Annotated in this window: 24 protein-coding genes; 8 read left to right on the top strand and 16 right to left on the bottom strand. The window is 45.1% G+C overall.

Annotated elements, in window-relative coordinates:
* Nucleotides 1–25 precede the first annotated feature (25 nt).
* On the top strand, nt 26–2,215 hold the full coding sequence (locus NO989_RS14645) for a M3 family metallopeptidase (RefSeq protein WP_371342789.1): 2,190 nt from the start codon (nt 26–28) through the stop codon (nt 2,213–2,215).
* A gap of 365 nt (nt 2,216–2,580) precedes the next feature.
* A complete protein-coding gene (locus NO989_RS14640) occupies nt 2,581–4,491 on the top strand; it encodes a methyl-accepting chemotaxis protein (protein WP_371342788.1) in 1,911 nt (636 codons plus the stop codon).
* A 68-nt stretch (nt 4,492–4,559) separates the two neighbouring features.
* Here NO989_RS14640 and NO989_RS14635 read toward each other — a convergent pair whose 3' ends face one another.
* Both NO989_RS14635 and NO989_RS14630 read right to left on the bottom strand, forming a co-directional pair.
* On the bottom strand, nt 4,560–5,147 hold the full coding sequence (locus tag NO989_RS14635) for a hypothetical protein (RefSeq protein WP_371342787.1): 588 nt from the start codon (nt 5,145–5,147) through the stop codon (nt 4,560–4,562).
* A gap of 271 nt (nt 5,148–5,418) precedes the next feature.
* The gene (locus tag NO989_RS14630) at nt 5,419–6,270 is read right to left on the bottom strand and encodes a hypothetical protein (RefSeq protein ID WP_075177786.1); all 852 of its coding nucleotides are present in this window, start codon (nt 6,268–6,270) and stop codon (nt 5,419–5,421) included.
* A gap of 209 nt (nt 6,271–6,479) precedes the next feature.
* On the opposite strand from NO989_RS14630, the gene NO989_RS14625 reads away from it, so the two are divergent.
* Nucleotides 6,480–8,297 (top strand): sodium:proton antiporter, encoded by a 1,818-nt coding sequence (locus NO989_RS14625; RefSeq protein ID WP_283632645.1) that lies wholly within the window; start codon nt 6,480–6,482, stop codon nt 8,295–8,297.
* A gap of 294 nt (nt 8,298–8,591) precedes the next feature.
* Here the strand turns inward: NO989_RS14625 and NO989_RS14620 are convergent, their stop codons facing one another.
* Nucleotides 8,592–9,902 (bottom strand): 3-deoxy-D-manno-octulosonic acid transferase, encoded by a 1,311-nt coding sequence (locus NO989_RS14620; RefSeq protein WP_239239519.1) that lies wholly within the window; start codon nt 9,900–9,902, stop codon nt 8,592–8,594.
* 342 nt (nt 9,903–10,244) lie between these two features.
* Between NO989_RS14620 and NO989_RS14615 the strand changes: the two genes are divergently transcribed.
* Complete coding sequence (locus NO989_RS14615; RefSeq protein ID WP_371342802.1) at nt 10,245–10,835, top strand: glycosyltransferase; 591 nt, start codon at nt 10,245–10,247, stop codon at nt 10,833–10,835.
* Nucleotides 10,836–10,916: 81 nt separating this feature from the next.
* Here the strand turns inward: NO989_RS14615 and rpsQ are convergent, their stop codons facing one another.
* From rpsQ to rpsJ, 11 genes are read right to left on the bottom strand one after another with little or no spacing between them, the layout of a single operon-like run.
* Entirely contained in the window at nt 10,917–11,174 is a 258-nt protein-coding gene (gene rpsQ / locus NO989_RS14610) for a 30S ribosomal protein S17 (RefSeq protein ID WP_014975444.1), read from the bottom strand.
* Nucleotides 11,174–11,365 (bottom strand): 50S ribosomal protein L29, encoded by a 192-nt coding sequence (gene rpmC, locus NO989_RS14605; RefSeq protein ID WP_014947980.1) that lies wholly within the window; start codon nt 11,363–11,365, stop codon nt 11,174–11,176. Before rpmC ends, rpsQ begins: the two co-directional genes overlap by 1 nt.
* Nucleotides 11,365–11,775, bottom strand: coding sequence for a 50S ribosomal protein L16 (gene rplP / locus NO989_RS14600; RefSeq protein ID WP_014997065.1), 411 nt, complete (start codon nt 11,773–11,775; stop codon nt 11,365–11,367). The genes rpmC and rplP overlap by 1 nt, the downstream gene beginning before the upstream one ends.
* Before the next feature lie 2 nt (nt 11,776–11,777).
* Nucleotides 11,778–12,482, bottom strand: a complete 705-nt coding sequence (gene rpsC, locus NO989_RS14595; RefSeq protein ID WP_014947978.1) for a 30S ribosomal protein S3 — start codon at nt 12,480–12,482, stop codon at nt 11,778–11,780.
* A 9-nt stretch (nt 12,483–12,491) separates the two neighbouring features.
* Nucleotides 12,492–12,824 (bottom strand): 50S ribosomal protein L22, encoded by a 333-nt coding sequence (gene rplV, locus NO989_RS14590; protein ID WP_014947977.1) that lies wholly within the window; start codon nt 12,822–12,824, stop codon nt 12,492–12,494.
* A gap of 11 nt (nt 12,825–12,835) precedes the next feature.
* On the bottom strand, nt 12,836–13,111 hold the full coding sequence (gene rpsS, locus NO989_RS14585; protein WP_012516961.1) for a 30S ribosomal protein S19: 276 nt from the start codon (nt 13,109–13,111) through the stop codon (nt 12,836–12,838).
* Nucleotides 13,112–13,126: 15 nt separating this feature from the next.
* On the bottom strand, nt 13,127–13,951 hold the full coding sequence (gene rplB, locus NO989_RS14580; RefSeq protein ID WP_014947976.1) for a 50S ribosomal protein L2: 825 nt from the start codon (nt 13,949–13,951) through the stop codon (nt 13,127–13,129).
* Between the two features lie 14 nt (nt 13,952–13,965).
* Nucleotides 13,966–14,265, bottom strand: a complete 300-nt coding sequence (rplW, locus tag NO989_RS14575) for a 50S ribosomal protein L23 (protein WP_012516959.1) — start codon at nt 14,263–14,265, stop codon at nt 13,966–13,968.
* Nucleotides 14,262–14,867 (bottom strand): 50S ribosomal protein L4, encoded by a 606-nt coding sequence (rplD, locus tag NO989_RS14570; RefSeq protein ID WP_012516958.1) that lies wholly within the window; start codon nt 14,865–14,867, stop codon nt 14,262–14,264. Before rplD ends, rplW begins: the two co-directional genes overlap by 4 nt.
* An 18-nt stretch (nt 14,868–14,885) precedes the next feature.
* Nucleotides 14,886–15,524 carry a 50S ribosomal protein L3 gene (gene rplC / locus NO989_RS14565; RefSeq protein ID WP_014947975.1) on the bottom strand — a complete coding sequence of 213 codons (639 nt, stop codon included), beginning with the start codon at nt 15,522–15,524 and terminating at the stop codon, nt 14,886–14,888.
* Between the two features lie 18 nt (nt 15,525–15,542).
* Entirely contained in the window at nt 15,543–15,854 is a 312-nt protein-coding gene (gene rpsJ, locus NO989_RS14560) for a 30S ribosomal protein S10 (protein ID WP_010179497.1), read from the bottom strand.
* Nucleotides 15,855–16,242: 388 nt separating this feature from the next.
* On the opposite strand from rpsJ, the gene NO989_RS14555 reads away from it, so the two are divergent.
* Both NO989_RS14555 and NO989_RS14550 read left to right on the top strand, forming a co-directional pair.
* Nucleotides 16,243–18,501 (top strand): GspE/PulE family protein, encoded by a 2,259-nt coding sequence (locus NO989_RS14555; protein ID WP_371342786.1) that lies wholly within the window; start codon nt 16,243–16,245, stop codon nt 18,499–18,501.
* Between the two features lie 109 nt (nt 18,502–18,610).
* The gene (locus tag NO989_RS14550; RefSeq protein WP_014947973.1) at nt 18,611–19,105 is read left to right on the top strand and encodes a sel1 repeat family protein; all 495 of its coding nucleotides are present in this window, start codon (nt 18,611–18,613) and stop codon (nt 19,103–19,105) included.
* A 61-nt stretch (nt 19,106–19,166) separates the two neighbouring features.
* On the opposite strand, the gene acnA is transcribed toward NO989_RS14550, so the two are convergent.
* The gene (gene acnA, locus NO989_RS14545; RefSeq protein WP_371342785.1) at nt 19,167–21,884 is read right to left on the bottom strand and encodes an aconitate hydratase AcnA; all 2,718 of its coding nucleotides are present in this window, start codon (nt 21,882–21,884) and stop codon (nt 19,167–19,169) included.
* A gap of 488 nt (nt 21,885–22,372) precedes the next feature.
* Here acnA and NO989_RS14540 point away from each other — a divergent pair, with 488 nt between their 5' ends.
* Together NO989_RS14540 and gpmA are read left to right on the top strand one after the other, a co-directional pair.
* Nucleotides 22,373–22,834 carry a cupin domain-containing protein gene (locus NO989_RS14540; RefSeq protein WP_061094023.1) on the top strand — a complete coding sequence of 154 codons (462 nt, stop codon included), beginning with the start codon at nt 22,373–22,375 and terminating at the stop codon, nt 22,832–22,834.
* 177 nt (nt 22,835–23,011) lie between these two features.
* Nucleotides 23,012–23,758, top strand: a complete 747-nt coding sequence (gene gpmA / locus NO989_RS14535; protein ID WP_014947970.1) for a 2,3-diphosphoglycerate-dependent phosphoglycerate mutase — start codon at nt 23,012–23,014, stop codon at nt 23,756–23,758.
* A gap of 121 nt (nt 23,759–23,879) precedes the next feature.
* Here the strand turns inward: gpmA and NO989_RS14530 are convergent, their stop codons facing one another.
* Nucleotides 23,880–24,881, bottom strand: coding sequence for a branched-chain amino acid aminotransferase (locus tag NO989_RS14530; RefSeq protein WP_371342784.1), 1,002 nt, complete (start codon nt 24,879–24,881; stop codon nt 23,880–23,882).
* Between the last annotated feature and the right edge of the window lie 661 nt (nt 24,882–25,542).

Raw genomic sequence — 25,542 nt, 5'->3', positions numbered from 1 at the left:
TAGATAAAAACAGACAGGAAAACTCATGGGTAAATTTAAATCATCACTCACCGCTATGGCGGTTGTGGTTGCACTCGGTGCATGTTCAGAACAAAAAGCACCTGAGACCACCAGCACAGATGTACAAAATACAGCGACATCTCAACAAGCACAGTTTGATAACGTGCTGCTTCAAGAGTTTAAAGGCCCGTACGGTGGGGTGCCTGCTTTCGATAAAATGAATTTGGAAGATTTGAAGCCTGCGCTAGAAAAAGCCATGGAACTGAATCTTAAAGAGATCGAAGCCATCGCAAATAACGAAGCGCCACCAACGTTTGAAAACGTCATTGTTGAAATGGAGCGCGCAGGTGCAGAGCTTGGACGCGTATTCACGTATTACGGCATTTGGAGCTCAAACAAGTCCAGCCCTGAATTCCGCGAAATTCAGGCCGAGATGTCACCAAAACTGTCAGCTTTCTTCACTCAAATTACGCAAAATGAAAAACTCTTTGAAAGAGTGAAAACGGTGTACGAGTCTGATGAACTGAAATCGCTCACGCCAGAAGAACAGCGTATTACGTGGATGACTTACAACAGCTTCGCGCGCAACGGTGCAACGTTAGATGGCGAAGCGAAAAAGCGCTATGCTGAAATTAACCAAGAACTTGCTACTCTGCACACCAAGTTTTCTAACAACGTGCTAGCAGACGAAGAAAACTACGTTACTTATATTACTGAAGACCAGCTTGACGGCCTACCCGCTTCGTTTGTAAAGGCAGCTAAAGCGGCAGCAGAGTCTCGCGGCGAAGAAGGTAAGTATGCGATTACCAATACGCGTTCGTCTATGGACCCGTTCTTGACCTACTCAACCAATCGTGAGCTTCGCGAAAAAGTATGGCGTACTTACTACAACCGCGGTGACAATGCCGACGAGTTTGATAACAATGACATTATCAAGCGCATCCTAACCCTTCGAGATGAGCGCGTTGAGCTGTTAGGTTACGAAAATTACGCACAGTGGCGTTTAGAAGATCGTATGGCGAAGAACCCAGAAAACGCCATGGATCTGATGATGAAAGTATGGCCTGCCGCTATTGCTCGCGTTGAAGAAGAAGTGGCCGACATGCAGGCCATTGCCGATGAAGAAGGTGCAGACATCACTATTGCGCCATGGGACTACCGCTTCTATGCAGAAAAAGTGCGCCAAGCGAAGTACGACCTAGATTCAAACGAAGTAAAGCAGTACTTACAGCTTGATAAGCTGCGCGAAGCGATGTTTTACGTTGCAGGTCGCTTGTTCAACTTCAACTTCACACCTGTTGAAGAAGGCAAAGTACCCGTTTTCCACGAAGACGTGAAAGTATGGGAAGTAACTGACAAAGACAGCGGTGAGCATATCGGTCTTTGGTACCTTGACCCATTCTCACGCCAAGGTAAACGCTCTGGTGCTTGGGCAACGACGTATCGCTCTTACACCACGTTCGATGGCAAGAAAACCGTATTGTCTTCTAACAACTCGAACTTCGTGAAAGGCGCTGATGGCGAAGCTACGCTTATTTCTTGGGACGATGCTGAAACCTACTTCCATGAATTTGGTCATGCACTTCACTTCTTAGCGTCTGACGTAAAATACCCATCTTCGCATTCTGGCGTACGCGATTACACTGAGTTCCAGTCTCAGTTACTAGAGCGTTGGTTAACCACCGATGAGGTTATTAACAACTACTTAGTGCACCATGAAACAGGCGAGCCAATTCCTGCTGAACTGGTTGAGAAGATTAAGAAGGCCTCTACCTTCAATGAAGGCTTCAAAACCACTGAGTACATGGCTTCTGCCATTATGGACCTGAAATATCACACTACCGATCCTAGCAAGATTGACCCTGATACTTTTGAGCGTGAAGAGCTTAAGAAGCTAGGTATGCCAGAAGAAATCGTTATGCGTCACCGTTCACCTCATTTCGGTCACGTATTCTCGGGTGAAGGTTATGCAGCGGCCTATTATGGCTACATGTGGGCAGAGGTACTTACTGCCGACGCAGCAGAAGCCTTTATGGAAGCACCGGGTGGTTTCTATGATAAAGAAGTAGGCGATCGCTTAGTGAAATACCTATTCGCTGTACGTAATGCTATGGATCCAGCCGAAGCTTATCGCAAGTTCCGCGGCCGCGATGCCAAGGTAGATGCATTGATGCGTGACCGTGGTTTCCCAATTCCTAAGGAAAACAAAGAGTAAGGTTTAGCTCTTACTTTTCCTAGGTCTGTTGCTAATTAAATCTGTAGCTTCAGCATGACATTGGCCCTCTCGTTTTCTATGAAAGTCAGAGGGCCTTTTTGTAATAAGTGTTGGTATCAACCCTCATCTTTCTATTGACCTATTGGTCAATTATGCTTCACAATCTTCTTTCCTTAGCAAAAAGTATAAACTTTGCAGGGAATAGGTCGATAACTTGTCTGCGCTTTAAAAATAACAATAGCACTAGCGTAAGAATCAGAGAGTAGTACTGACCCGCCTAGGGCTCAGTATCAGACGTTGCTGTGCCTGCAATGCCACGTCACCCTTTATCAAAATTTCAGCATTAACTTACGTGGTCGAAAGTCATGACTTTCAGTATAAAACAAAAACTCATTATTTCTCTTATTGTGGCGGTACTCGCTGCTGCTATTCTTGTAGGTTCCATTAGCCAGTGGATTGCCCGTGATCTCGTTAAAGAGAACATGGAAGAGCTTCAGCTTCCTTCGTTACTTAGACAGGTTGGCAACCGAGTGGACAGGGAAGCAAGTGTGATGCTTACCGTTGCTCATGGCATTGCCTCTAACCCTGACATTCTTGCATGGTCTTCAGCAGGTGCAGACAGCGCTGGCGAACGCCGTCTTGTTAACTATTTAAGTAATATTGTTGAATTCAACGATTTAACCGTTGCCTCGTTCGTAGACAGAACAACCTACAAATATTGGAACCAGGACGGTTTTTTAAGAGTGCTTCAAAACGATGAATTCGATGGATGGTTTTTCGCCTATAAAGATAGCGGCGAGCCAATATCATTAAGTCTATATAACGAACCGGGCCAAGGTTACCGACTTTTTGCGAATTACCAGCAAGTAAACGGCAGAGGTATGTCGGGTGTCGCTAAATCGGTCGATGAGCTGCTAGATATCATCAATGCGGTGAAAATTGCCCAAACCGGCTTTGTCTTTCTTGTTGACGGAAACGGCACCATTATCGCTCACCCCAATACTGAGTTACTGGGCAAGGCTAAGTTAGCGTCAATAAGCGATTCGAGCGCAGCGGGGCAACTACTTAATCGTCAGGGCTTCGCTATGGCCACCAGCGATTCAGCAGGCGACACGCAACTGTTTGCCAGTACCTATGTGGAAAAAGCCGGTTGGTATGTGGTAGCACAAGTACCCGAGCACGAGCTTTACGCATCATTAAATGCAGGCAGTCGCCAAATTATTATTTGGGCCTTGGTTATTGCTGGCGCTTTCGCGCTTATTGGCATTTGGCTAGCAGGCACGCTTACCAAGCCACTTGAATCGCTAGCCGATGTTTTCCAGCAGCTTGGTAGAGGACAAGGCGATTTGCGCTCTCGTATTCCTATGCCAGAACAAAAAGAGATTGCCCGCTTAGTGGAAGGGTTCAACAACTTTATTGATCACCTTCACGGCACTATTTCGCAAGTGGCGAAAACAAGTCACGCGCTAAAGGCGTCAGCACAAGATGTTGCGAAGCAGTCTCATCAAACAGAAAACTCTACCAAGAGTCAGCGCGATCAAACCTTACAGGCGGCAGCCGCATTAACAGAGATGGGCAGTACGGTGAATGAGGTGGCTCAGTCAGCGACTCATGCTGCGCAAAATGCGAATCTGGCAACCACTAACTCCGCTCACGGTCGAGAGATTACCCAGCGCGCAGTTCACGCGATAAACGGTCTTTCCGACCAAATTCAAGATGTGTCTAGGGTTATTCAATCGCTAGATGAACACACAGCGGCGATTGGCGGCATTCTTGATACAATTCGAGGTATTTCAGAGCAGACCAACCTGCTTGCGCTAAATGCCGCAATTGAAGCAGCGCGAGCTGGCGATCACGGCCGAGGCTTCTCGGTAGTTGCTGATGAGGTGCGAACACTTGCACAGCGTGCCGCCCAAGCCACTGATGAAATACAGGTGAAGATAGACAAGTTCCAGCAAGACTCTAAATCTGCCGTTTCGCAAATGGAGTCTAGCCGCGCGCGCACAACCGATGTGGTAACCGCAACCAATGAAATAGATAAACTACTTCAAGATATCGCCGAAGAAATTGCTCACATCAACGATGTGAACACACAAGTGGCCACTGCCACAGAGGAGCAAGCTACGGTGGTTGAAGATATCAGTCGAAACATTAATGACATTAGTGCATCAAGTGAAGAAACCCTGAATGCAACTAAGATATTGGTTAGCGTGAGTGACAAGCTCGACGAACTTGCACAAGAGCTTTCATCAGAAGTGAGTAGGTTTAAACTGTAGCGGTCTAAGCTTGCTTACACTTTGCGAAGTCTGAAGCTTCGAAACAAACCCGTTTTACGCGCCATCATTTAGAAATTGATGGCGTATTCTACTTTTACTTGATTGTCACGGCTAGAGCGCCAGGGCAATTGCATTGATGCCCCTTCACTTTCCCACGACTCTCTCATAGCACCAACAGTAAGAAGATGCTTGTCTTCGTTAAATGGAATTTCTAAATAAAGGCCTGCGGACGTGCTGGTTGGAAGTCGAATTGTATCAGCAACTGGAATACTCATTTCGTGGCGGGGGCGCACTTTGTGACTCAACCCCAAGCGATAATCCCCTCGATCCCACCAGCTTACTATTTCAAATTCGTGGCTTCTAACACGCTGAGACATAACGCCGTAATCAAGCAGCCCTTTGTTGTAATGGACAATGGCTTCAACGTTAAACATTGGCGCCAGTTTTTGGCTAAATGCAAGTTGATACTGCTTTTGTTTGCAGACTTTGAACTTAATTTTATTTTTAGTGAGAGTTAGGGAAAACGTATCGTCACTGTCTGAATATTTGTTGAGCCATTCTTGTGCCTTTTCGACCACAGAGGCATTAGCTGCACCCGCCAATAAAAAACATGGACAAAAGCACATTGCTAAAAAGGACTGGTTTAAACGTCTCATTTTTCGCTGCCTCTTGAATTGTGGTTGGCTACAACTTATTCGATCACAATTTCAGTATAGACAGGAAAGTAGGCAGTTGGGTATTAGCCATTTTACTAACATCGACTAAAAGATAACTTTAAAAGAACAGCTGCTGACAATGAAAGAGCGCTTATTCACTGCCGTGAATAAGCTTGAGGGGATTGGCTGCCAGACTTCAATCAGCTCGCTTTTTAATGGCGTTGCTCGTTGGCGTTACCTGTTTTGGCGCTATTTGTTATGGCGCTACTTGTTATGGCATTACTCTGGCGCTAGACAACGATGCTTTGCGCCCTTCCGTAGCTTCTTCGCTGAACCAATATGTGCCGCTATTATCCACGCATATGCCTTCAACTTGTTTATATTGCTCAAGCGGCCATACATCAAGAAGGGCAAAGTCGCTTGATACTTGAGCCATGAAAGTAGCAAAGTTTCCAAATGGATCTGATTTGTAGCCGGTGATAACAAACCTATTTTGGTGCTGATCGAAGTCTACCCCAGTTACCACGCCCGGCAGTCCATCAATGGACGCAAACGTACTAATGGTTTGCTCAGCTTCGTCTTCGTTCACTTTATAGATATGGGTTATACCAGTTTTCCAACTTTTAGAAAAAAGAAGTAGGTCATCGCCATGCTTAACCATCGCCTCTGAGTCGAAATCATGTGCATAAGGAATGTTATTCGAAGCGTCATTACCCTCGTATTTCAATGTAATAGAGGTGATGTCATTCACATTTGAGCGGTTTACTTTATGTATTTCGACCTGCTCTCTTTTGCCTTTATTGTTTCCCACATCCGCAATGTAAAACGATGAAGCGTCAGCGGTTATTGCTTCCCAGTCTTTATTGGTGAGCGGTAAGCGCGTTCGTTCAATAATTTCACCCTGGTAATTTATACGATAAATGACGGGAGCATTACCTGAGTCATTTAATGAGTACATGCCGTCCGTTTCGCAAAATAGACCCGATGTTTCTGAAAGTTCTTCCGGCAACTCAACGATATTTTCTATTTGTAACTGTGCAGAAGGGATGGGATATTGAACTGCGCATGCCGATGCTAGTACAAGCGATGCTGATAAAGCCGCGAATTTAAAGTGAGTGTTCAATGAAAGGCTCCGAAAAGAACGATAAGTGACGAATAATATCAAACCTACCACTCTCTAACATGCATTTTAGTGCGCTAAATAAGGTCTATTGGTCTAAACTTTTAGCCCAAGCGTATATCGCTATAAACATAGGTTGGCCTAAAGTCTCTGTATGACAAACGTTTAGGCTGATATACCATGGAATAATATCAACACGTTAAGGACTCACTTTGTCAGACCCGCTTCTTTCACTCGTTGCAGTTGGATTGCTGTCAATTACCTGCCAATACTTAGCCTATAAGGTTAGGCTCCCTGCTATTTTACCGTTGTTAATTGTCGGTATTTTGGTTGGCCCTGTTTTTGGTGTGCTCAACGCGGACGACTTATTCGGTGATTTGCTGTTTCCTGTCGTTTCTCTCTCTGTTGCCATTATTCTTTTTGAAGGGTCACTGACGCTGAAGTTCAGCGACATCGCGGGTCACGGTAACATGGTTCGAAACCTTTGCTCTGTGGGCGTAGTTGTAACCTGGCTTGTCGCAGCCACTGCAGCGCACTACAGTCTTGATCTTACTTGGCAGCTATCCTTCCTATTCGGAGCCATTGTTACCGTAACAGGCCCCACGGTTATAGTACCCATGCTCAGAACCGTGCGACCTAAAACGAATTTGGCCAATATCTTACGCTGGGAGGGGATTGTCATAGACCCTATCGGCGCTCTGCTCGCCGTACTGGTTTTCGAGTTTATCGTTGCATCGCAAGAAACCGCCATTACCCATACGCTAATAGCGTTTGGCAAAACCATTGGAATTGGCTCCGTACTTGGTCTCGCTTCTGGCTATCTGCTTGGTCTGTCTATTCGCAAAGACTGGATACCGCACTATTTGCTTAACACCGCAGTGTTAACCGTTATTCTGGGTGTGTTTGCAGCGTCTAATTATGTTGCGCTCGAGTCTGGCCTTTTGGCGGTTACCATATCTGGTATGGTACTGGCCAATATGAAGGACGTAGACGTAGAAGACATTCTTGAGTTTAAGGAAACCCTGAGTGTTTTACTTATTTCAGGCTTATTTATTCTGCTTGCCACGCGTTTGAACTTACAATCGGTAGTGGATGTAGGTTGGGGCTCCATTGTAGTGCTTGCCGCCATTATGTTTGTGGCTCGGCCTTTGTCCGTATTGGCGTCCTCCGTCGGTACCGGACTCAAGTTAAACGAATTAGCCTTGCTAAGCTGGATTGCACCTCGCGGTATTGTTGCAGCGGCGGTATCAGCCCTTTTCTCTTTAAAGCTTGAAGAAATTGGCTATGAAGGCGCGGGTATTATCGTTCCTATTGTCTTTATGGTGATTATTGCAACAGTGGTAGTACAGAGCCTTACTTCACGCACTGTTGCGTCGCTACTTAAGGTGAGAGCGCCTGCGCCAACTGGCTATCTGATTTTCGGTGGCAGTAAATTCAACCGCGCCTTAGCGACGGAAATGATAAATCAAAAGCTAGACGTTACCATTGCAGATACTAACTGGGACGCAATAAGAGAAGCGCGTATGAAGGATATCCCAGTATATTTTGGCAACCCAATGTCTGACCATGCAGCGCGACATCTTGATCTGAATACATTCGGTACCGTGCTGATTATGTCGCCTTATAAACAGCTTAACCCACTTATTGCTTATCACTTTGAATACACGATGGGCAAAGACAAAGTATGGGCGCTGACAAATAACGAACAATCTACGCGACCAAGTCACCAAGTTAGCGAACAATACGCGAAAAAACTTACTCTGTTCGATGAAGGCGTTACTTATGGGTATTTAGCATCGGCCATTGCCCGTGACTCAATGGTGAAAACCACCCGTTTATCTGAAGAGTTTACTTACGAGCAGTACATAAAACAGTATGGTGAGCGCGCTACACCTCTCATTGCGATCAACGCTGAAGGTAAGAGCTATACTTTTATCAACGGTAACAGTATTCAGCCTAAAGCAGGATGGCGTGTGATTAGCTTGATTGAACCAGAACGAAAAGAAGAAAAAGTAGAAGTGCAAAAGTAAGAAAACCTCCTGCCCACCGGCAGGAGGTCTCTCCCTGGAAAACGCGCAACGCAGTGCCCTTTTTAAAAGGTGCATATTTATTTGGATTTTACTGTTGTTACGCTGTCGCACACTTTATAGCAAGCAGCGAACCAACTTTGACAATCCTTGTATAATCAAATAGATAGCTAAAAACCAAGTCCCTATTCATTATCTTTTAGCTGTCACAGCGCCTAATTTGGTGCATCAGACGCACAAATGCGGGGTTCCTTTTTTGTTCAATAACAACGAGTTGCTGTTTTTGACTGACGGCATTTAACGAATACTGCGATGTATACACGCTAAAGTAGAATCTAACGCGCCGCTGTTATCCTGTAGTACCTTTTTACCGGCCATTCCCGCTTTTTCAGCTTTACTGGGTGATTCAAGCCATTCTTGCACCGTTGAAGAAACGCGAGAAGCATCTTCTACAATGCTTAATGCGCCACATTCTTTTAAATAGTCGCAGATAACAGGGTTATTATAGGTGTGTGGCCCCATCATTATTGGCAACGAGAATGCTGCCGGCTCAAGGGCATTATGGCCGCCTCTATCGGCAATAGAGCCGCCAACAAAGGCAAATGTTGCTACCGCATAAGCATGATTTAACTTACCCATTTCATCCAACAGGATAACGTTCACATCGTCTGGAACGTTATCCACCTCTGAACTTTTGACGAAGTTCAAATTATGCCTTTCAAGTAATTTTGCTACGGCTTCAAAACGTTCTGGATGGCGAGGGACAATAATCACCCGTAGTTGAGGGTTCTCGTTCCATAAAACCTTTGCAGATTCAACGATAACGCTCTCTTCAGGTTCGTGCGTGCTGCCTGCAACTAGTATTGGCCTTGCACCCTTAGCTAACCCAAGAAAATGTGCAGAAGAGCTCGCTGTATTTGCGGCTTGATCAAACTTAATATTATTCGTGAGGGTTAGCTTATCTTGTGCAACACCAAGCCATGCATAATTATCATAGTCTCTCTGCCCTTGAGCACATACGTGAGATAGCTTAGCCAACATAGGGTTAAATAGTTGTCCGATTTTTTTATAACGTTTAGCCGAGCGCTCAGTCATGCGAGCATTTATTACCATAACGGGAATATTGCGCTTCCAGCACACGTGAATAAGGTTTGGCCATAGTTCAACTTCTGTAATCATTACTGCTTTGGGCTTAATGCGTTTCAGCATTGAAGACATAGTCAGCGACAAATCATAAGGCAGATAGAAATGGTGAACGGTGTCTTTGAATATATCTCGAACGCGAGCAGAGCCTGTAGATGTGGTTGTAGTAACGGTTATTTGCGCGTCTGGCTCGTGTTGCATTATTCGCTTTATTACGCATGAAGCAGCCACGACTTCCCCCACTGAAACACAGTGAAACAAATAGCCATTCTGCTTGAGCGGCTTTGGGACTATACCAAAACGCTCAAATCTCCCTCGATGCGAGTCATCGCTTGCTTTCGTGGCTTTTATCAATAAATGAATAAATGCGAAGGGAATCGCAATCGCCAATACAAGCGAATATCCCCACCGGCAGAGCGTTTCAAGTAGAGTAGGTTTATAGCCACGTGTATTGGCAACAACCATAAATACATCCTTTTTGATACAGATACTTCGACGGCACGACTACAAGTGATCGACTATCGATGTTGAATTATGCTTTTCAAATACAGTGTGCTGGGCACTGCGAAACACCCACTCCCAGCGGTAAGCAGGTAATTCTAGCTATCTAGTGCCGCAGTTCCCGATAGATTCTTTCAACATTGTAGTGGCTAAATAGCCCGCGTCTAGGGCAAAGCGACCCTATACGTAAGTAAATAGTGTATATGAGAAAGGCAATAATATATTGATCACTCGCTTTATGCGTATAGCGATGTTTAAACAGCAGTAGACTTAACACAGTATTCCCAACGCAAAGATAGCAGTTGGCTGCGACGTACATTCTCTATTCCTGAAGACCATATCGTCATTGCAAACTTCGCTCAGTACATATCTCAAAAAGGGCAAGCGGATATCATTTTGGCTATGCACGATGTATTGAACAAGCATGAAAATGTAACCTGTTTATTGTTTGGCGAGGGAAATCTAAAAGAGAGCTACCAATCACTAATCGAACGTCACAGGTTAGACGACCATGTAAAGCTTTGCGGCTTTACAAAGGAGGTAGCCAAAATACTCCCTAATGTAGATATTCTGGTTCATCCTTCTTATTCAGAGGGTTTAGGCGATATTTTACTTCAGGCAGGTGCTAATAAATGTGCAGTGTTATCCAGTCCTGTGGGGGGAATACCCGAAGTTATCAAGCATAAGGAAACAGGTGTTATGGTAGCGCCGGGAGATATTGACGGAATTGGGGAGAGCTTAATTAGTCTAATTGAAGCCCCTGATGAAAGAGCACAATATGGAGAGGCTTTGTATAAGCTTGTCACAAGTAAATTTGGTATAGAAAGGATGTCCAATGCCTACGCTGATTTATACAAGACATTGCTGTCTGACAGTGCTGGGCAGGCTCGTGCTTAGTGTGAATCAAGACTGAAAAACGCCAGATACAAAAAAGCCGCTCGAGAGCGGCTTTTTTAAGACTTTGAAAAAAGTTAGCGATTAAACGCCAGCTTTCTCAACAACGTCAACTAGCATCCAAGATTTGCTCTTAGATAGTGGGCGACATTCACGTACTGTTACTACGTCACCTTTATTGCATACGTTGTTTTCGTCGTGGGCGTGAAGCTTAGTAGAGCGCTTGATGAACTTCCCGTAGATAGGGTGCTTAACAAAACGTTCAACTACAACAGTGATAGATTTATCCATCTTGTTGCTAACCACACGACCTTGTACTGTACGAATTTTTTGCTCAGTCATTACGCATCAGCCTTTTGAGTCAGAATGGTTTTAACACGCGCGATGTTACGACGTACTTTTCTCAACTGATCAGTTTTTTCAAGCTGACCTGTTGTGTGCTGCATGCGTAGGTTGAACTGTTCGCGTAGCAGGTTAATCAACTCTGCGTTCAGCTCTTCTACGCTCTTTTCTTTCAGTTCAGTCGCTTTCATTACATCACCGTCCGAGTTACAAAGGTTGTTTTAAATGGCAGTTTAGCCGCTGCCAATTCAAACGCTTCGCGTGCTAGAGCTTCAGGAACACCTTCCATCTCATAAAGAACACGACCAGGCTGAATTTGGCATACCCAGTACTCAACGTTACCTTTACCTTTACCTTGACGCACTTCTAGAGGCTTCTCAGTAATTGGCTTGTCAGGGAAAACTCGAATCCAAATTTTACCTTGACGCTTAACGTGACGAGTCATAGCACGACGCGCTGCTTCGATTTGACGCGCAGTCATTCGACCACGGCCAACTGCTTTAAGGCCGTAAGTACCAAAGGCAACAGTATTACCCGCTGCTAAGCCGCGGTTGCGGCCTTTGTGCATCTTACGGAACTTCATGCGTTTTGGTTGTAACATGATTAGCCCTCTCGCTTAGCGTTGCGGCCTTTCTTCTTAGGTTGAGCAGCTGGTGCTTGCTCTTGAGTTGTAGGTAGACCACCTAGAACTTCACCTTTGAAGATCCATACTTTAACGCCGATGATACCGTAAGTAGTTGACGCTTCAGAGGTTGCGTAATCGATATCCGCACGGAAAGTGTGCAGAGGAACGCGACCTTCACGGTACCATTCAGAACGTGCAATCTCTGCACCGCCCAAACGGCCGCTAACTTCAACTTTGATACCTTTCGCGCCTAGACGCATTGCGTTTTGTACTGCGCGCTTCATAGCACGACGGAACATAACACGACGCTCTAGCTGGCTAGAGATGCTGTCAGCTACTAGCTGGCCATCTAGCTCTGGCTTACGTACTTCAGCGATGTTGATCTGAGCTGGCACGCCGGCTAGCTTAGATACGTAGTTACGCAACTTCTCTACGTCTTCACCTTTCTTACCGATTACAACGCCCGGACGAGCAGTGTGAATAGTCACACGGATGCTCTTAGCAGGACGCTCGATCACGATCTTAGAAAGTGAAGCGTTCTTTAGTTGCTTAGTCAGATACTGACGTACCTGATGATCGTTATACAGGTTGTCTGCATAGTCTGCAGTATTAGCGTACCAGGTAGAAGTCCATGGTTTGCTGATACCCAGGCGTATACCTGTAGGATGTACCTTCTGTCCCATTATCTACTCCTAGTTATCCGCTACAACCACAGTGATGTGACTGCTGCGCTTGAAGATACGATCAGCACGGCCTTTAGCACGTGGCTTGATACGTTTCATAGTTGGACCTTCGTCAACGAAAACTTTAGACACGCGTAATTCGTCGATGTCTGCGCCTTCGTTGTGCTCTGCGTTAGCAATCGCAGATTCCAATACTTTCTTTACTAGCGCTGCGCTTTTCTTCGGGCTGTACGCAAGAAGCTCTAGAGCTTTCTCAACGTGCATTCCGCGAATTTGATCCGCAACCAAGCGTGCCTTTTGAGCCGACGTGCGGGCAAAACGGTGTTTAGCTAATGCTTCCATCTTCCTACCCCTTAACGTTTAGCTTTCTTATCCGCGACATGGCCGCGGTAAGTACGCGTTGGCGCAAATTCGCCCAACTTGTGGCCGACCATTTCGTCACTAATAATGACAGGTACATGTTGGCGACCGTTATGGACCGCAATGGTCAACCCAATCATATCTGGGATGATCATAGAACGACGAGACCAAGTTTTGATTGGTTTACGTTCGTTCTTTTCCACTGCAGCCTCTACCTTCTTCAGCAAGTGAAGGTCAATAAAAGGACCTTTCTTGAGAGAACGTGGCATGGTGAATCCTCGCTATTACTTGTTTCGACGACGTACGATAAGCTTATCAGTACGCTTGTTGCTTCGGGTTTTCTTACCTTTGGTAGGAACACCCCAAGGAGTTACTGGGTGACGACCGCCTGATGTACGACCTTCACCACCACCGTGTGGGTGATCAACCGGGTTCATGGCAACACCACGAACGGTAGGACGAACACCACGCCAGCGTGTAGCACCAGCTTTACCTAGTGAACGAAGCATGTGCTCTGCATTGCCAACTTCACCGATAGTGGCGCGGCAATCAGATAGAACTTTACGCATTTCGCCAGAGCGTAGACGTAGGGTAACGTAGTTTCCGTCACGTGCTAGGATCTGAGCATAAGCACCAGCAGAACGTGCGATTTGCGCACCTTTGCCAGGCTTCATTTCAATTGCGTGTACAACAGTACCTACAGGGATGTTACGCATAGGTAGAGTGTTACCAGACTTGATCGGAGCGTCCGAACCAGACTGGATTGCATCACCTGCTTGCATACCCTTAGGAGCCAGAATGTAACGACGTTCACCGTCTGCGTACAATACTAGTGCAATGTTTGCAGAACGGTTTGGATCGTATTCTAAACGCTCAACTTTAGCTGGAATGCCGTCTTTGTTGCGTTTAAAGTCGATTACACGGTAGTGTTGCTTATGACCACCACCAATGTGACGAGTGGTAATACGACCATTGTTGTTACGACCGCCAGATTTGCTGTTCTTTTCAAGCAAAGGTGCGTACGGTGCACCTTTGTGCAGGTCAGGATTTACGACCTGAACAACGTGACGACGACCGGCAGAAGTTGGCTTAGCTTTCAATAATGGCATTTCTAATCCCCTTCTTACTCAGCACCACCGACAAAGTCGATGTCCTGACCTTCTTTAAGAACCACGTAGGCCTTTTTCCAGTCGCTGCGCTTACCGAAAGACATGCCGTGACGCTTGGTTTTACCCTTAACGTTCACAGTACGAACACCTTCAACTTCAACTTCAAACAGTTTTTCAACTGCAGCTTTGATTTCGGCTTTGTTCGCGTCTTTAGCTACTTTAAATACAACTGTGTTGTTCGCTTCAGCAGCCATTGTAGACTTTTCTGAAACGTGAGGTGCTACTAGCACCTTCAGTAGACGTTCTTCTTTCATGCTAACGCCTCCTCAAGTTGTTTAACCGCATCAGCAGTCATTAGCACTTTTTCAAATGCAATCAAGCTCACTGGGTCGATGCCTGCTACGTCACGTACGTCAACTTTGTACAAGTTGCGCGCCGCTAGGAACAAGTTCTCATCAACTTCAGGAGTAACGATTAGAACGTCATTTAGTTCATATTCGTTAAGTGCAGAAATAAGAGCTTTAGTCTTAGGTGCGTCAACACCGAACTTCTCTACAACAACCAAACGGTCTTGACGGATTAGTTCAGACAGGATGCTCTTGATAGCACCGCGATACATTTTCTTGTTAACTTTTTGGTCAAAGTCACGAGGCTTTGCTGCGAAAGCACGGCCACCGCCAACCCAAATTGGGCTACGAATTGTACCAGCACGCGCGCGGCCAGTACCTTTTTGACGCCATGGCTTCTTACCGCCACCACGAACTTCAGCGCGAGTTTTCTGCGCTTTTGTACCCTGACGAGCACCTGCACCGTAAGCTACAACTACCTGGTGTACCAGGGCTTCGTTGAATTCACGTCCAAAGGTCGCTTCGGATACTTCAAGAGCGCTTTGCGCGTCTTTCAATGTTAATTCCATCAGTTCACTCCCCAGACGTTACGCTTTAACAGCTGGCTTTACGATTACATCGTTGCCAGTTGCGCCAGGTACGGCACCTTTAACTAGGATAAGGCCGTTCTCTACGTCAACACGTACAACTTCCAAAGACTGAGTAGTCACTTGCTTGTTACCAAGCTGACCAGCCATTTTCTTGCCTTTGAATACTTTACCTGGTGATTGGTTTTGACCAATTGAACCAGGAGCACGGTGTGACAAAGAGTTACCGTGTGTCATACGCTGAGAACTGAAGTTCCAGCGCTTGATAGCACCTTGGAAACCTTTACCTTTTGATGTACCAGTTACATCAATTTTCTTAGTGTCGTTAAAGATTTCAACAGTGATTTCACTGCCTACTTCAATATCGGCACCTTCGTTTTCTTCTAGGCGGAATTCTACTAGAGTGCGTCCAGCTTCAACACCCGCTTTAGCAAAGTGACCTGCTTCAGCTTTGTTGATGCGGTTAGCTTTCTTAGTTCCAGCAGTAACCTGAAGAGCGCGATAACCGTCAGTTTCCTCAGTACGAAGCTGAGTAACGCGGTTTGGGGTCGCTTCAATAACAGTCACAGGGATAGACGTACCATCTTCAGTGAAGATGCGAGTCATACCCACTTTACGACCGACTAGACCAATCGCCATTGTTATAACCCTCTCTTATTAGCCCAGGCTGATTTGAACATCAACGCCAGCAGCCAAGTCCAAACGCATCAACGCGTCAACTGTTTTATCAGTTGGCTCGATGATGTCTACCAAACGCTTGTGAGTACGGATTTCATATTGATCACGCGCGTCTTTGTTAACGTGCGGAGAAATCAGAACTGTATAGCGTTCTTTGCGAGTAGGTAGAGGAATAGGACCACTTACCTGAGCACCAGTGCGTTTCGCAGTTTCAACGATTTCAGCCGTAGACTGATCGATCAACTTGTGATCAAACGCTTTCAAACGAATGCGAATTCTTTGATTTGGCATCGATTAAGCTCCAATCGAAAGAACAAAAAAATTCACCCTTTCTCTTCCATTTATTCCGGAAAGAAAGGATGTGCGTAAACCGATGGTTCCCAATCGGAACCCTGTTCTTTTTTCTAGCACGCCAGCAACAGGCTAATCAGTGATGATGAATCCGTTACTTCGGCAACCACCCTAAAAGCAGTGAGGTCGCGGCTAAAAATTACGTGCCCTAATTGGGCAGTGGGCGCGAATTATACAGAAAGGTAGCAGCAATGCAAGAGGCAGTTTGCTTTTTATACACATATTTTTACGCTATACCAGTGTATGTAACTGTCTATAAGTAGTATTGTTGCTTTCGTGGTATAGGTATATCTTGTTACCCTAGCTTAACAGGCACTTGTAACGCCAAATGCATAAAGGACTAGGCGCCAACATTATTAGTAGTGAGAATATGGAAGTAGTGAATAACCAGCAAACTTTTGCACAAATAAAACGCATTTTAAATAACCATTCCACGTTACTGGATGCATATGGCTTATTAGAGCCAATTATCCTCGGTTTGTTTGATGCCCAGCGTATGAGTATTTTTCAACGTCGACGTCAGCATCAAGATTTGGTCGCGAGATTTAAAACGGGTAAAGAGACACTGGAAATAAAAGTGCCAATTAGCCCAATGTCGATTGCTGGTTATGTTGCCCTATCACAAAAGGCTGTGGTTATTGACGACCCGTATAATCCTGCACTACTTCAAAGCATTCACCCTCGCCTGCGCTTCGCCGACAAGTTCGACAAAGACAATGACTTTAAAACCCAGAACATTTTATGCGTACCTATAATGAATGCGGGCGTGTTGATGGGTGTTATCCAAATCATCAACAAAGTCAGTGGTGGTTTTACTGAAGAAGATTTAAAGCTAGGCAATGCCCTTGCACTTATTCTTGGCGACAAGTTCAGATTTGAACTGGGCGGCACAAACAACCCTTTCGATCTACTAGTCCACAAAAGCTTATTAGACGAAGCTACATTAAACGATATTCAAAGTTCTACTCCAGACATTCGCGCTCTTATACAGCGTCTTGTGTCGGAACACCGCATCTCTGAAGAAGAAATTGGCAACTCGCTTTCTATTCACTATCAGGTGCCTTTTATTCCTTATTTACCTGATAAGTATCACAGGTTCGAAAATGAAAGCCGTCTGAATGTTTCTTATTTAAAAAGAAACTATGTGGCTGTCATTGCCGATGCCCATGACAAGCCCATCGTGTTGATGGCTGAACCTAATAATGCGGCGCTACTTATGGAAATAGAGAGCGCCATGGGTATTGATAGCTACGAGATAGCTGTCAGCCTACCAAGCTTAATTCTTCAATATTTGGGGGAAAACAGCGGTGGCGGTGGCCCCGGCGAGATGAGTGATATTCTCGACGAGATTGGTACATCAACTGAAGATAACGACGACCAAGTCGATGAGCTGTCGGACGATGCCCCTGCTGTGGTGCGCTTAGTAAGCCGTATTCTGCACGATGCAAAAAGACTCAACGCGTCAGATATTCATATAGACCCAGAGAAAAACGCGCCCACTCGTGTACGTATGCGCGTGGACGGTGTGTGCCGCGACATGAACCAAGTGCCTAATTCGCACCACAGTGCGGTTATAGCACGCATAAAGATAATGTCGAATTTGAACATTGCCGAAAAACGCGTACCTCAGGATGGCAAACTCGCGTTTAGAATGAATGGTCAACTTGTTGAAGTTCGTGTTGCCACCATTCCTACGGTTGCCGGTGAAGGTGTGGTTATGCGTATTCTGGCATCTGGCGGTGCGATGCCTATTGATAAGATGAACTTGGCACCGAACAACCGTGCGCGTTTAGAAGAAATGATTAAGAAGCCTCACGGCATTCTTCTCGTTGTTGGGCCAACGGGTTCAGGTAAAACCACCACGCTTCACGCTATATTGGGATATTTAAACACGCCTGAAAAGAAGATTTGGACCGCTGAGGACCCGGTGGAAATCACGCAACCCGGCCTACAACAGGTACAAGTAAGCCCCAAGATTGGCTTCAACTTTGCTGCGGCCCTGCGCGCATTCTTACGTGCTGATCCTGACATTATTCTTATTGGTGAGATGCGTGATAAAGAAACCGCGCATGCAGGTATTGAAGCCTCGTTAACCGGTCACTTAGTACTGTCTACACTGCATACCAACTCAGCCCCTGAAACGATTACCCGTTTACTTGATTTGGGTCTCGACCCTGTGAACTTCTCAGATGCCTGCGTGGGTATACTGGCTCAACGTCTTATTCGAACGCTATGTAGTAGCTGTAAAGAAAAGTACATCGCCACTGAAACCGATATGGCCTTTATTGAGCGCCAGTATGGTCATGCACACATGGCGGAGCTGAATATTCAGACGCCACCAGAGCTTTACCGCGCTAAAGGCTGCGAAGAATGTGGAAACACGGGTTACAAAGGTAGAACAGGGGTACATGAACTACTAGGTATGACGCCAGAGCTTCGGTCAATGGTGTACAAAGAAGCCAGCGTCGCCGATATGAAGTCTCAGGCTGCTGCTGATGGCATGCGCACCCTCGTTCAAGACGCAATTTTCAAAGTTTTGAAAGGCGACACCGACCTTGCACAAGTCCAAATTATTGGTGGAGATTAATCACTCTACTCTTAAAATTTTTAGTAACATAAAACAAATACTGTACTTTTAGACGGTTCACTATGAGTGTGAATTGCGTTATAAATTTATCAAAAAGAAGGGATACTACATGAAAAATCTATTAGCAATAGCTGCCGTTTTATCTTCAGTTGTACTTTCAGCCCCTACGTTGGCTCAGTCGCATACTAAGAATCATATTTGGAAATCCGAATATTTATCTACTTTAGAATTGGGCTTGCACGCCCTGAAGGCAGAGAAGTATGAAAAAGCACTGGAGAAGCTGACTGCTTCTGCAAAAATGGGAAATAAAGAAGGCCAATATTACCTCGCGCAAATGTATTTCCAAGGATGGGGGACGCCCGTTAATTATGAAGAAGGCTGGCTCTGGCTGAATGTTGCAATGGAACAAAAAACCGCTGAATGGAACCGTTCTTACCGACAGATAAAGAATGCTTTACCTGAAGACTACATCAATGCTTTAGAGCCTTATGTAGAAGAATATATCTCTCTTTACGGTGCACAAGCCCAAGATTTGAGATGTGAGACACGCGCTGCCATCGGCTCAAATATTAAAGAAGTAATCTGCGAAAAACGCTATTACTAACATCACATGGCATAGCGACTTCTCACTACAGAGAAGTCGCTAACCACTACCCTTATACGTGCTATTTCTTCAAGTATTCTCTTATCACGTAATGCAGAATGCCGCCGTTTTCAAAGTAAGTGAACTCGTTTGATGTATCAATTCTGATATCCATCATAAACGTTGTTGTTTTTCCTTCATCCGACACGGCTTTAACTTCAACCTCAGTCTGCCCACGTTCAACAGCGTTAATAGAAAAAGACTCATTGCCTTTAAGCTCCAAAGAGCTCGCGCTATCACCTGACTTAAATTGAAGTGGCAAAATCCCCATTCCAATCAGGTTAGAGCGGTGAATTCTCTCGTAGCTCTCGGCTAATACTGCTTTCACCCCCATCAAAGAAGGGCCTTTAGCTGCCCAATCTCGACTTGAGCCAGTACCGTACTCTTTTCCACCAATTACAATGGCTGGTACGCCGTCATCTTTGTAACGCATAGCAGCATGGAAAATAGACATACTATCGCCACTTGGGAAGTGTGTGGTTGCACTGCCTCTCGTCCCAGGTGCCAGTTGGTTTTGAAGACGCACGTTAGCAAACGTACCTCTCATCATAACTTCGTGGTTACCACGACGCGATCCATAAGAGTTAAAGTCTTTAGGCTCAACCCCTTGGGCCTGCAGGTACTCTCCGGCTGGGCTATCTTCTGCGATGGCGCCGGCTGGAGAAATATGGTCGGTAGTAATCGAATCGCCCACCTTAACCAAACATCGTGCATTTTCAATTGCAGTTAGAGCCTCTGGCTCCTTACCCATTACTTCAAAGAAAGGCGGATGCTTAATGTAGGTAGATTCTGGCCAGTCGTAGACCGATGTTTTACTTACCTGCAGTTCATTCCATTCACCGCTTCCTTTAAATACATCTGCATACTTTTCTTTAAACAAATCACCGGTGACGTTTTCCGCTATGTATTGCTGAATTTCGTCTTCGGTAGGCCAGATGTCTTTTAAATATACCGGAGAACCATCACTCGCCTTACCTAACGGCTCTTTAGTGATATCTACATTCATGTTTCCAGCCAACGCGTATGCAACAACCAGTGGTGGTGATGCAAGGTAGTTTGCAGCCACATCAGGGTGGATACGCCCTTCAAAGTTGCGGTTACCAGATAAAACTGAGGTAACCGTAAGTTTCGCTTTTCTAATGGCGTCGGTAATGGCATCAGGTAGCGGTCCAGAGTTACCAATACAGGTTGTACAGCCGTAGCCAACCAAGTTAAAGCCTAGTGCTTCAAGTGGGTCCATAAGACCTGCATCTTCTAGATACTGAGTAACAACCTGAGAACCAGGTGCTAATGAAGTCTTAACCCACGGCTTACGAGTTAGCCCTTTTTCTGCTGCTTTCTTCGCAAGTAAGCCTGCGCCAACGAGCACTGATGGATTTGACGTATTAGTACAGCTGGTGATAGCAGCTATTACAATAGCGCCATCTTCAAGGTTGAACTTGCTTCCTCTGAACTCCACGAATGAGTCGTGCTCTTCGTCCACCTCGTCTGTTGTACCTAACCCCGCTTCTGCGATGAGATCGGTTTCTTCATCAAGTACTTTCACGTCAATTTGCGAACGATGCCACTCTCTAAATGCCTCTGCTGCATTATCGAGGGCAATTCTATCTTGAGGACGCTTAGGTCCAGCAAGTGAAGGAACCACTTCATCTAAGTTAAGTTCCAGGGTCTCATGATACTGGGCATCTTTTGAGTGGTCGTCGTGCCATAGGTGGCTGAACTTTGCATATTCCTCCACAAGGGCAATTTGATCTTCGTCTCGGCCGGTGAGGCGCAGGTAATCTAGCGCAACATCATCAATAGGGAAAATACCGCAAGTAGCACCATATTCGGGCGCCATGTTTGCGATGGTGGCACGGTCTGCCGTAGTAAGATGCTTAAGACCCGGTCCATAGAATTCTACAAATTTTCCAACAACGCCATGTTCACGTAGTTGTTGTGTGATAGTTAGCACCATGTCGGTGGCAGTTACGCCAGCAGGTAACTTACCTGAAAGCCTGAAGCCAACCACTTTTGGTAATAACATTGTTACTGGTTGACCCAGCATCGCCGCTTCTGCTTCAATGCCTCCCACACCCCAGCCAAGTACGCCAAGGCCATTAATCATAGTGGTATGCGAATCTGTTCCTACTAGGGTATCTGGGTAAACCAACGTTTCCCCATCCTGTCCCTTAGTAAACGCGCAACGAGCAAGATACTCTAGGTTAACCTGATGCACGATACCGCGACCAGGGGGAACCACTTTGAAATTGTCAAAGCTAGACTGACCCCATTTTAGAAATTGATAACGCTCTCTATTTCGCTGGATTTCAATGTCGGTATTCTTTTCAAGCGCATCGTCTTCAGCAAAATGATCTACCATTACTGAGTGGTCAATAACCAGCTCTACTGGATTGAGTGGATTAATCGCCTGAGCGTCGCCACCTAAACGATTAACCGCATCGCGCATGGCTGCTAAATCAACAATAGCAGGCACACCCGTAAAATCTTGGAGGATGACGCGTGCGGGAACAAAAGACACCTCGTGATCAACGTGATTATCTGTGTCCCACTTTGCTACTTGTTCAATATCGTTGCTGTTAACAAACTCTTGGTCTTCATGACGAATCAGGTTTTCCAAAAGAATTTTGATACAAAACGGAAGCCTGTCGAGCGCATATTTACTGCCTATACCGTCAAAATTAACCGCCTTGAAGTTTTTGCCGTTTACTTCAAGCTGCGAAAAAGACTTATATGTCATACGCTCACCATCCTTCTTTGCCTGTTCGTGAATATTGTGTACGTTTCAATTTTGCCAACGCAAGAAACGAGCGACGTGCTTTTCGTCGCCTTATTTTTCAATTTGTACGGCCTAAACATGAAAAAAAGTTCACCTACTATTAGTAATGGCATCGCTTTTTTAGCTATTTCTCATTATTGGTTTAAACAGATGGATTATGAAGAAGCGATATAACAGCTAAAAATAGCTGACTAGAGCAGATAGCACTTATTGTTAAGTTAGCTTGGCACACTTTATATTGAGGCTAGTTGGTAAGAAAACTTCGCGTATGTACAGAGTACTTGCTGATTAAGATGGTTTACAAATATGCAACATTTCTGTTTTCTTATAAAGCACCAAACGGTATGCTTAAAAGAAGGTTAAACATTAAATGTCTTAATACATGCTTAGGAAAGCTTTGAGATATACAAGCATTAGTAGTAAGCAATAACAATAATAACGAAGTTATCATGACACACCCGCTAGTTAAGAAGTACAACCTTGCACCTCACCCCGAGGGAGGTTTCTATCGTCAAGTTTTCCGTTCTGAAAACGAAACTAAATCGTTTGTGCACAATGCTAGTCGACCCGCGCTTACTCATATTTATTTTCTTCTACTAAAGGGACAAGTTAGTCGTTTTCATCGCGTGTTACATGATGAAGTGTGGAATCACTACGAAGGGGCCCCACTACAACTGTTTCAACTTGAAAAACAACAGTTGTGGGAACGTCGCATTGGTGGGCAAAGCACGGACTATGTAGAAGTTGTTAAAGCAGGAAATTTTCAGGCAGCCGCAACTATGGGTGATTACTCACTTGTTGGTTGTACAGTAGCACCTGGCTTCGCCTTCGAAGACTTTAGCTTTATTGAAGAGCCATCAATACAAGAGTGGATAAAAGTTGCTCATCCAGACCTTACCCGTTTTATATAATAATTCCCAAGTTATAGTGATAAACACACGTCTTACCTGCGATTTTGTATCAGCATAAACTGGATTTTTAAGCGCCAATCAAGGATGATAACAGCAGATTTTTAAATATACGTCTGAACGTCCAATTTCTGGAATTATCTCAGACTATTTCACTCTAACGCCGCAGGTAACCCAACTATGTATAAATTGGTACTTATTCGTCATGGAGAAAGTCAGTGGAACTTGGAAAACCGTTTCACAGGCTGGCACGACGTTGACTTGACCGACACTGGTGTAGCACAAGCAAAGACCGCAGGTCAGCTTCTTAAAGATGCTGGATTTACATTTGATCAGGCTTATACGTCTGTACTTCTTCGCGCAATTAAAACACTTAATATTGCACTTGAAGAGATGGGTCAGCACTATCTTCCCGTTGAGCGTCACTGGCGTCTGAACGAGCGTCACTACGGTGCGTTAACAGGTCTAGATAAAGCAGAGACTGCCGCTAAGCATGGTGAAGAACAGGTTAAAATCTGGCGTCGTAGCTTCGACATCCCACCTCCGGCCGTTGAAGATGATAGCGAGCACTTCCCGGGTCACGATCCGCGTTACAACAATGTAGATGCTGATATCCTGCCACGTGGTGAAAGTCTAAAACTAACTATCGAACGTGTACTACCATACTGGCACGACGTTATTCGTCCAGACATCCAAGCAGGCAAACGCGTAATTATTGCTGCACACGGCAACAGTCTTCGTGCTCTTGTTAAGTACCTTGATGGTATGTCAGACGAAGAAGTGTTGGGTCTAAACATTCCTACAGGTGTACCACTAGTATACGAGTTAGATGAAAACCTTAAGCCAATCTCTAAAGAGTACCTTGGCGATGCTGACGCTATCAAAGCAATGATGGATGCAGTCGCAAAGCAGGGCAAAGCGAAGTAATCGAGTGCCTTATTAGATTCGAAAAAGCCTGCAGTAGCAGGCTTTTTTAATGGGTATCTGTTTAATAACAATCCGCATAGATCATTACTTACTCAGAAAGCGCTAAGCGCACTGGTATCAACTAGTTTTGCACTTTCACTAACCAGTTGTGGGTGTCTTCGGCTTTACCCCATTGGATATCATTTAACGCTTGTCTTAGTTTCATCGTAACAGGGCCAGCTTCTCCGTTACCCACCTGATACTCTTTATCATTGTGAATAAAAGTACCTACCGGCGTAAGTACAGCCGCTGTACCAGACAGTGCAGCTTCAGTATTCGGTTTAGCTGAACGCTCTAGTAGCTCGTCTACAGTAATATCACGCTCGCTCACCTTCATGCCGTGGTCTTTGGCAATTTGAAGAATCGTTGCTCGGGTTACACCGTGTAAGAAGCTAGAATCTAACCCTTTAGTAATGATTTCATCACCATCGATAAGCAGGAAGTTAGCAGCTCCGGTTTCTTGTACATCGCCATTAGGGCAAAACAGAATTTGATCAGCCTGAACTTCTGCACGCGCTTTAAGAATAGGAGGCAACGCACTGGCGTAGTTACCACCGCTTTTTACCATTCCCATGTGCGGTGCACAGCGCATGCCTGTTTCGTCAAGCAACAAGCGAAGTGGCTTCAAACCGCCGGCAAAGTAATCGCCAACCGGCGATAATAGAACGTATAGCATTGAACTTGCTGATGGTGCTGCCGCTTTACCGATAGACGCTTCTGTGCCGATATGCGTAGGGCGGATATACATAGAACCTGGAGGCTCTGGAACCTCGGAGGCGTATTTTGCAACAATATCGATGATCATCTTTTCGACTTGCGCTTTGTCTATTTCAGGCAAGTTAAGTAGACGGCTACTTTGAGCAAAGCGCTCAATATTCTTATCCATTCTGAAAATGTTGATGCTGCCATCTTCGTGCTTAAATGCTTTCAATCCTTCAAAGCATGTACTTGAGTAATGAAGCACGTGTGCACCAGGGTGCAGCTGAATACTATCTGCACTGACAAATTCGGTGTCAGTCCACTTATCGTTGACAAAGGTAGCAAGTGCCATTTGTGGCATGAATACTGTACCGAATACGGCCATTAGTTTGTCCTATTTACTTCGACTAGAAAAATACTCGACAGAGTTTACCAAAAAACGCTCACTTTGCTAAAAGTAAGTCAGATCTATTAAGGCTTTTATCGAATAAGAATGTCTACAAATACTGACAACACAAAAATAATGGGGTCAGAGTACATTTTTACTTATCTAACAAATGGGGTCAGAGTACTTTTCAAGCTCATAAGAAGTTAAGACTTTAATTACACCGCCCTTGTTTTACATCTTTAATACCTTTGCCTAAGCTGGCGAACTATAGAATTTTAGCTCACCTTCAAACTCGTAATTACACACACTACTGGCATAAAGAAACGAGCGATCTCTATATCCCAGAAAAATGGGGTCAGAGTACATTTTTTTGATTTATCAGTACTGGACGAAAAATGTATGACTACGCTCCGGTATTTAGCGTAATAAAGTACTCTGACCCCTTTATTTTGAATCGATGTGTTGTACCGTCTGTGAATTCAAACGTCACACTAAAAAAGCTGAGAAAGAGAACTACGGAGATCGTTGAAATCTTAATATTGGGGTTTTGCTGAGGGAATGGGGATTAATGTACTCTGACCCTGAGGGATCCCCACGAATTTAATTCCATGTGCTTCCGGCCCATGCACTGTCTACTATGGAGCTGTACCATTTGAGT

The organism is Alteromonas sp. DY56-G5 (assembly GCF_041414725.1).
Classification (GTDB): domain Bacteria; phylum Pseudomonadota; class Gammaproteobacteria; order Enterobacterales; family Alteromonadaceae; genus Alteromonas; species Alteromonas macleodii.
Note: the sequence above shows the minus strand (reverse complement) of the source record. Positions and strands in the feature narration are given on the sequence as shown.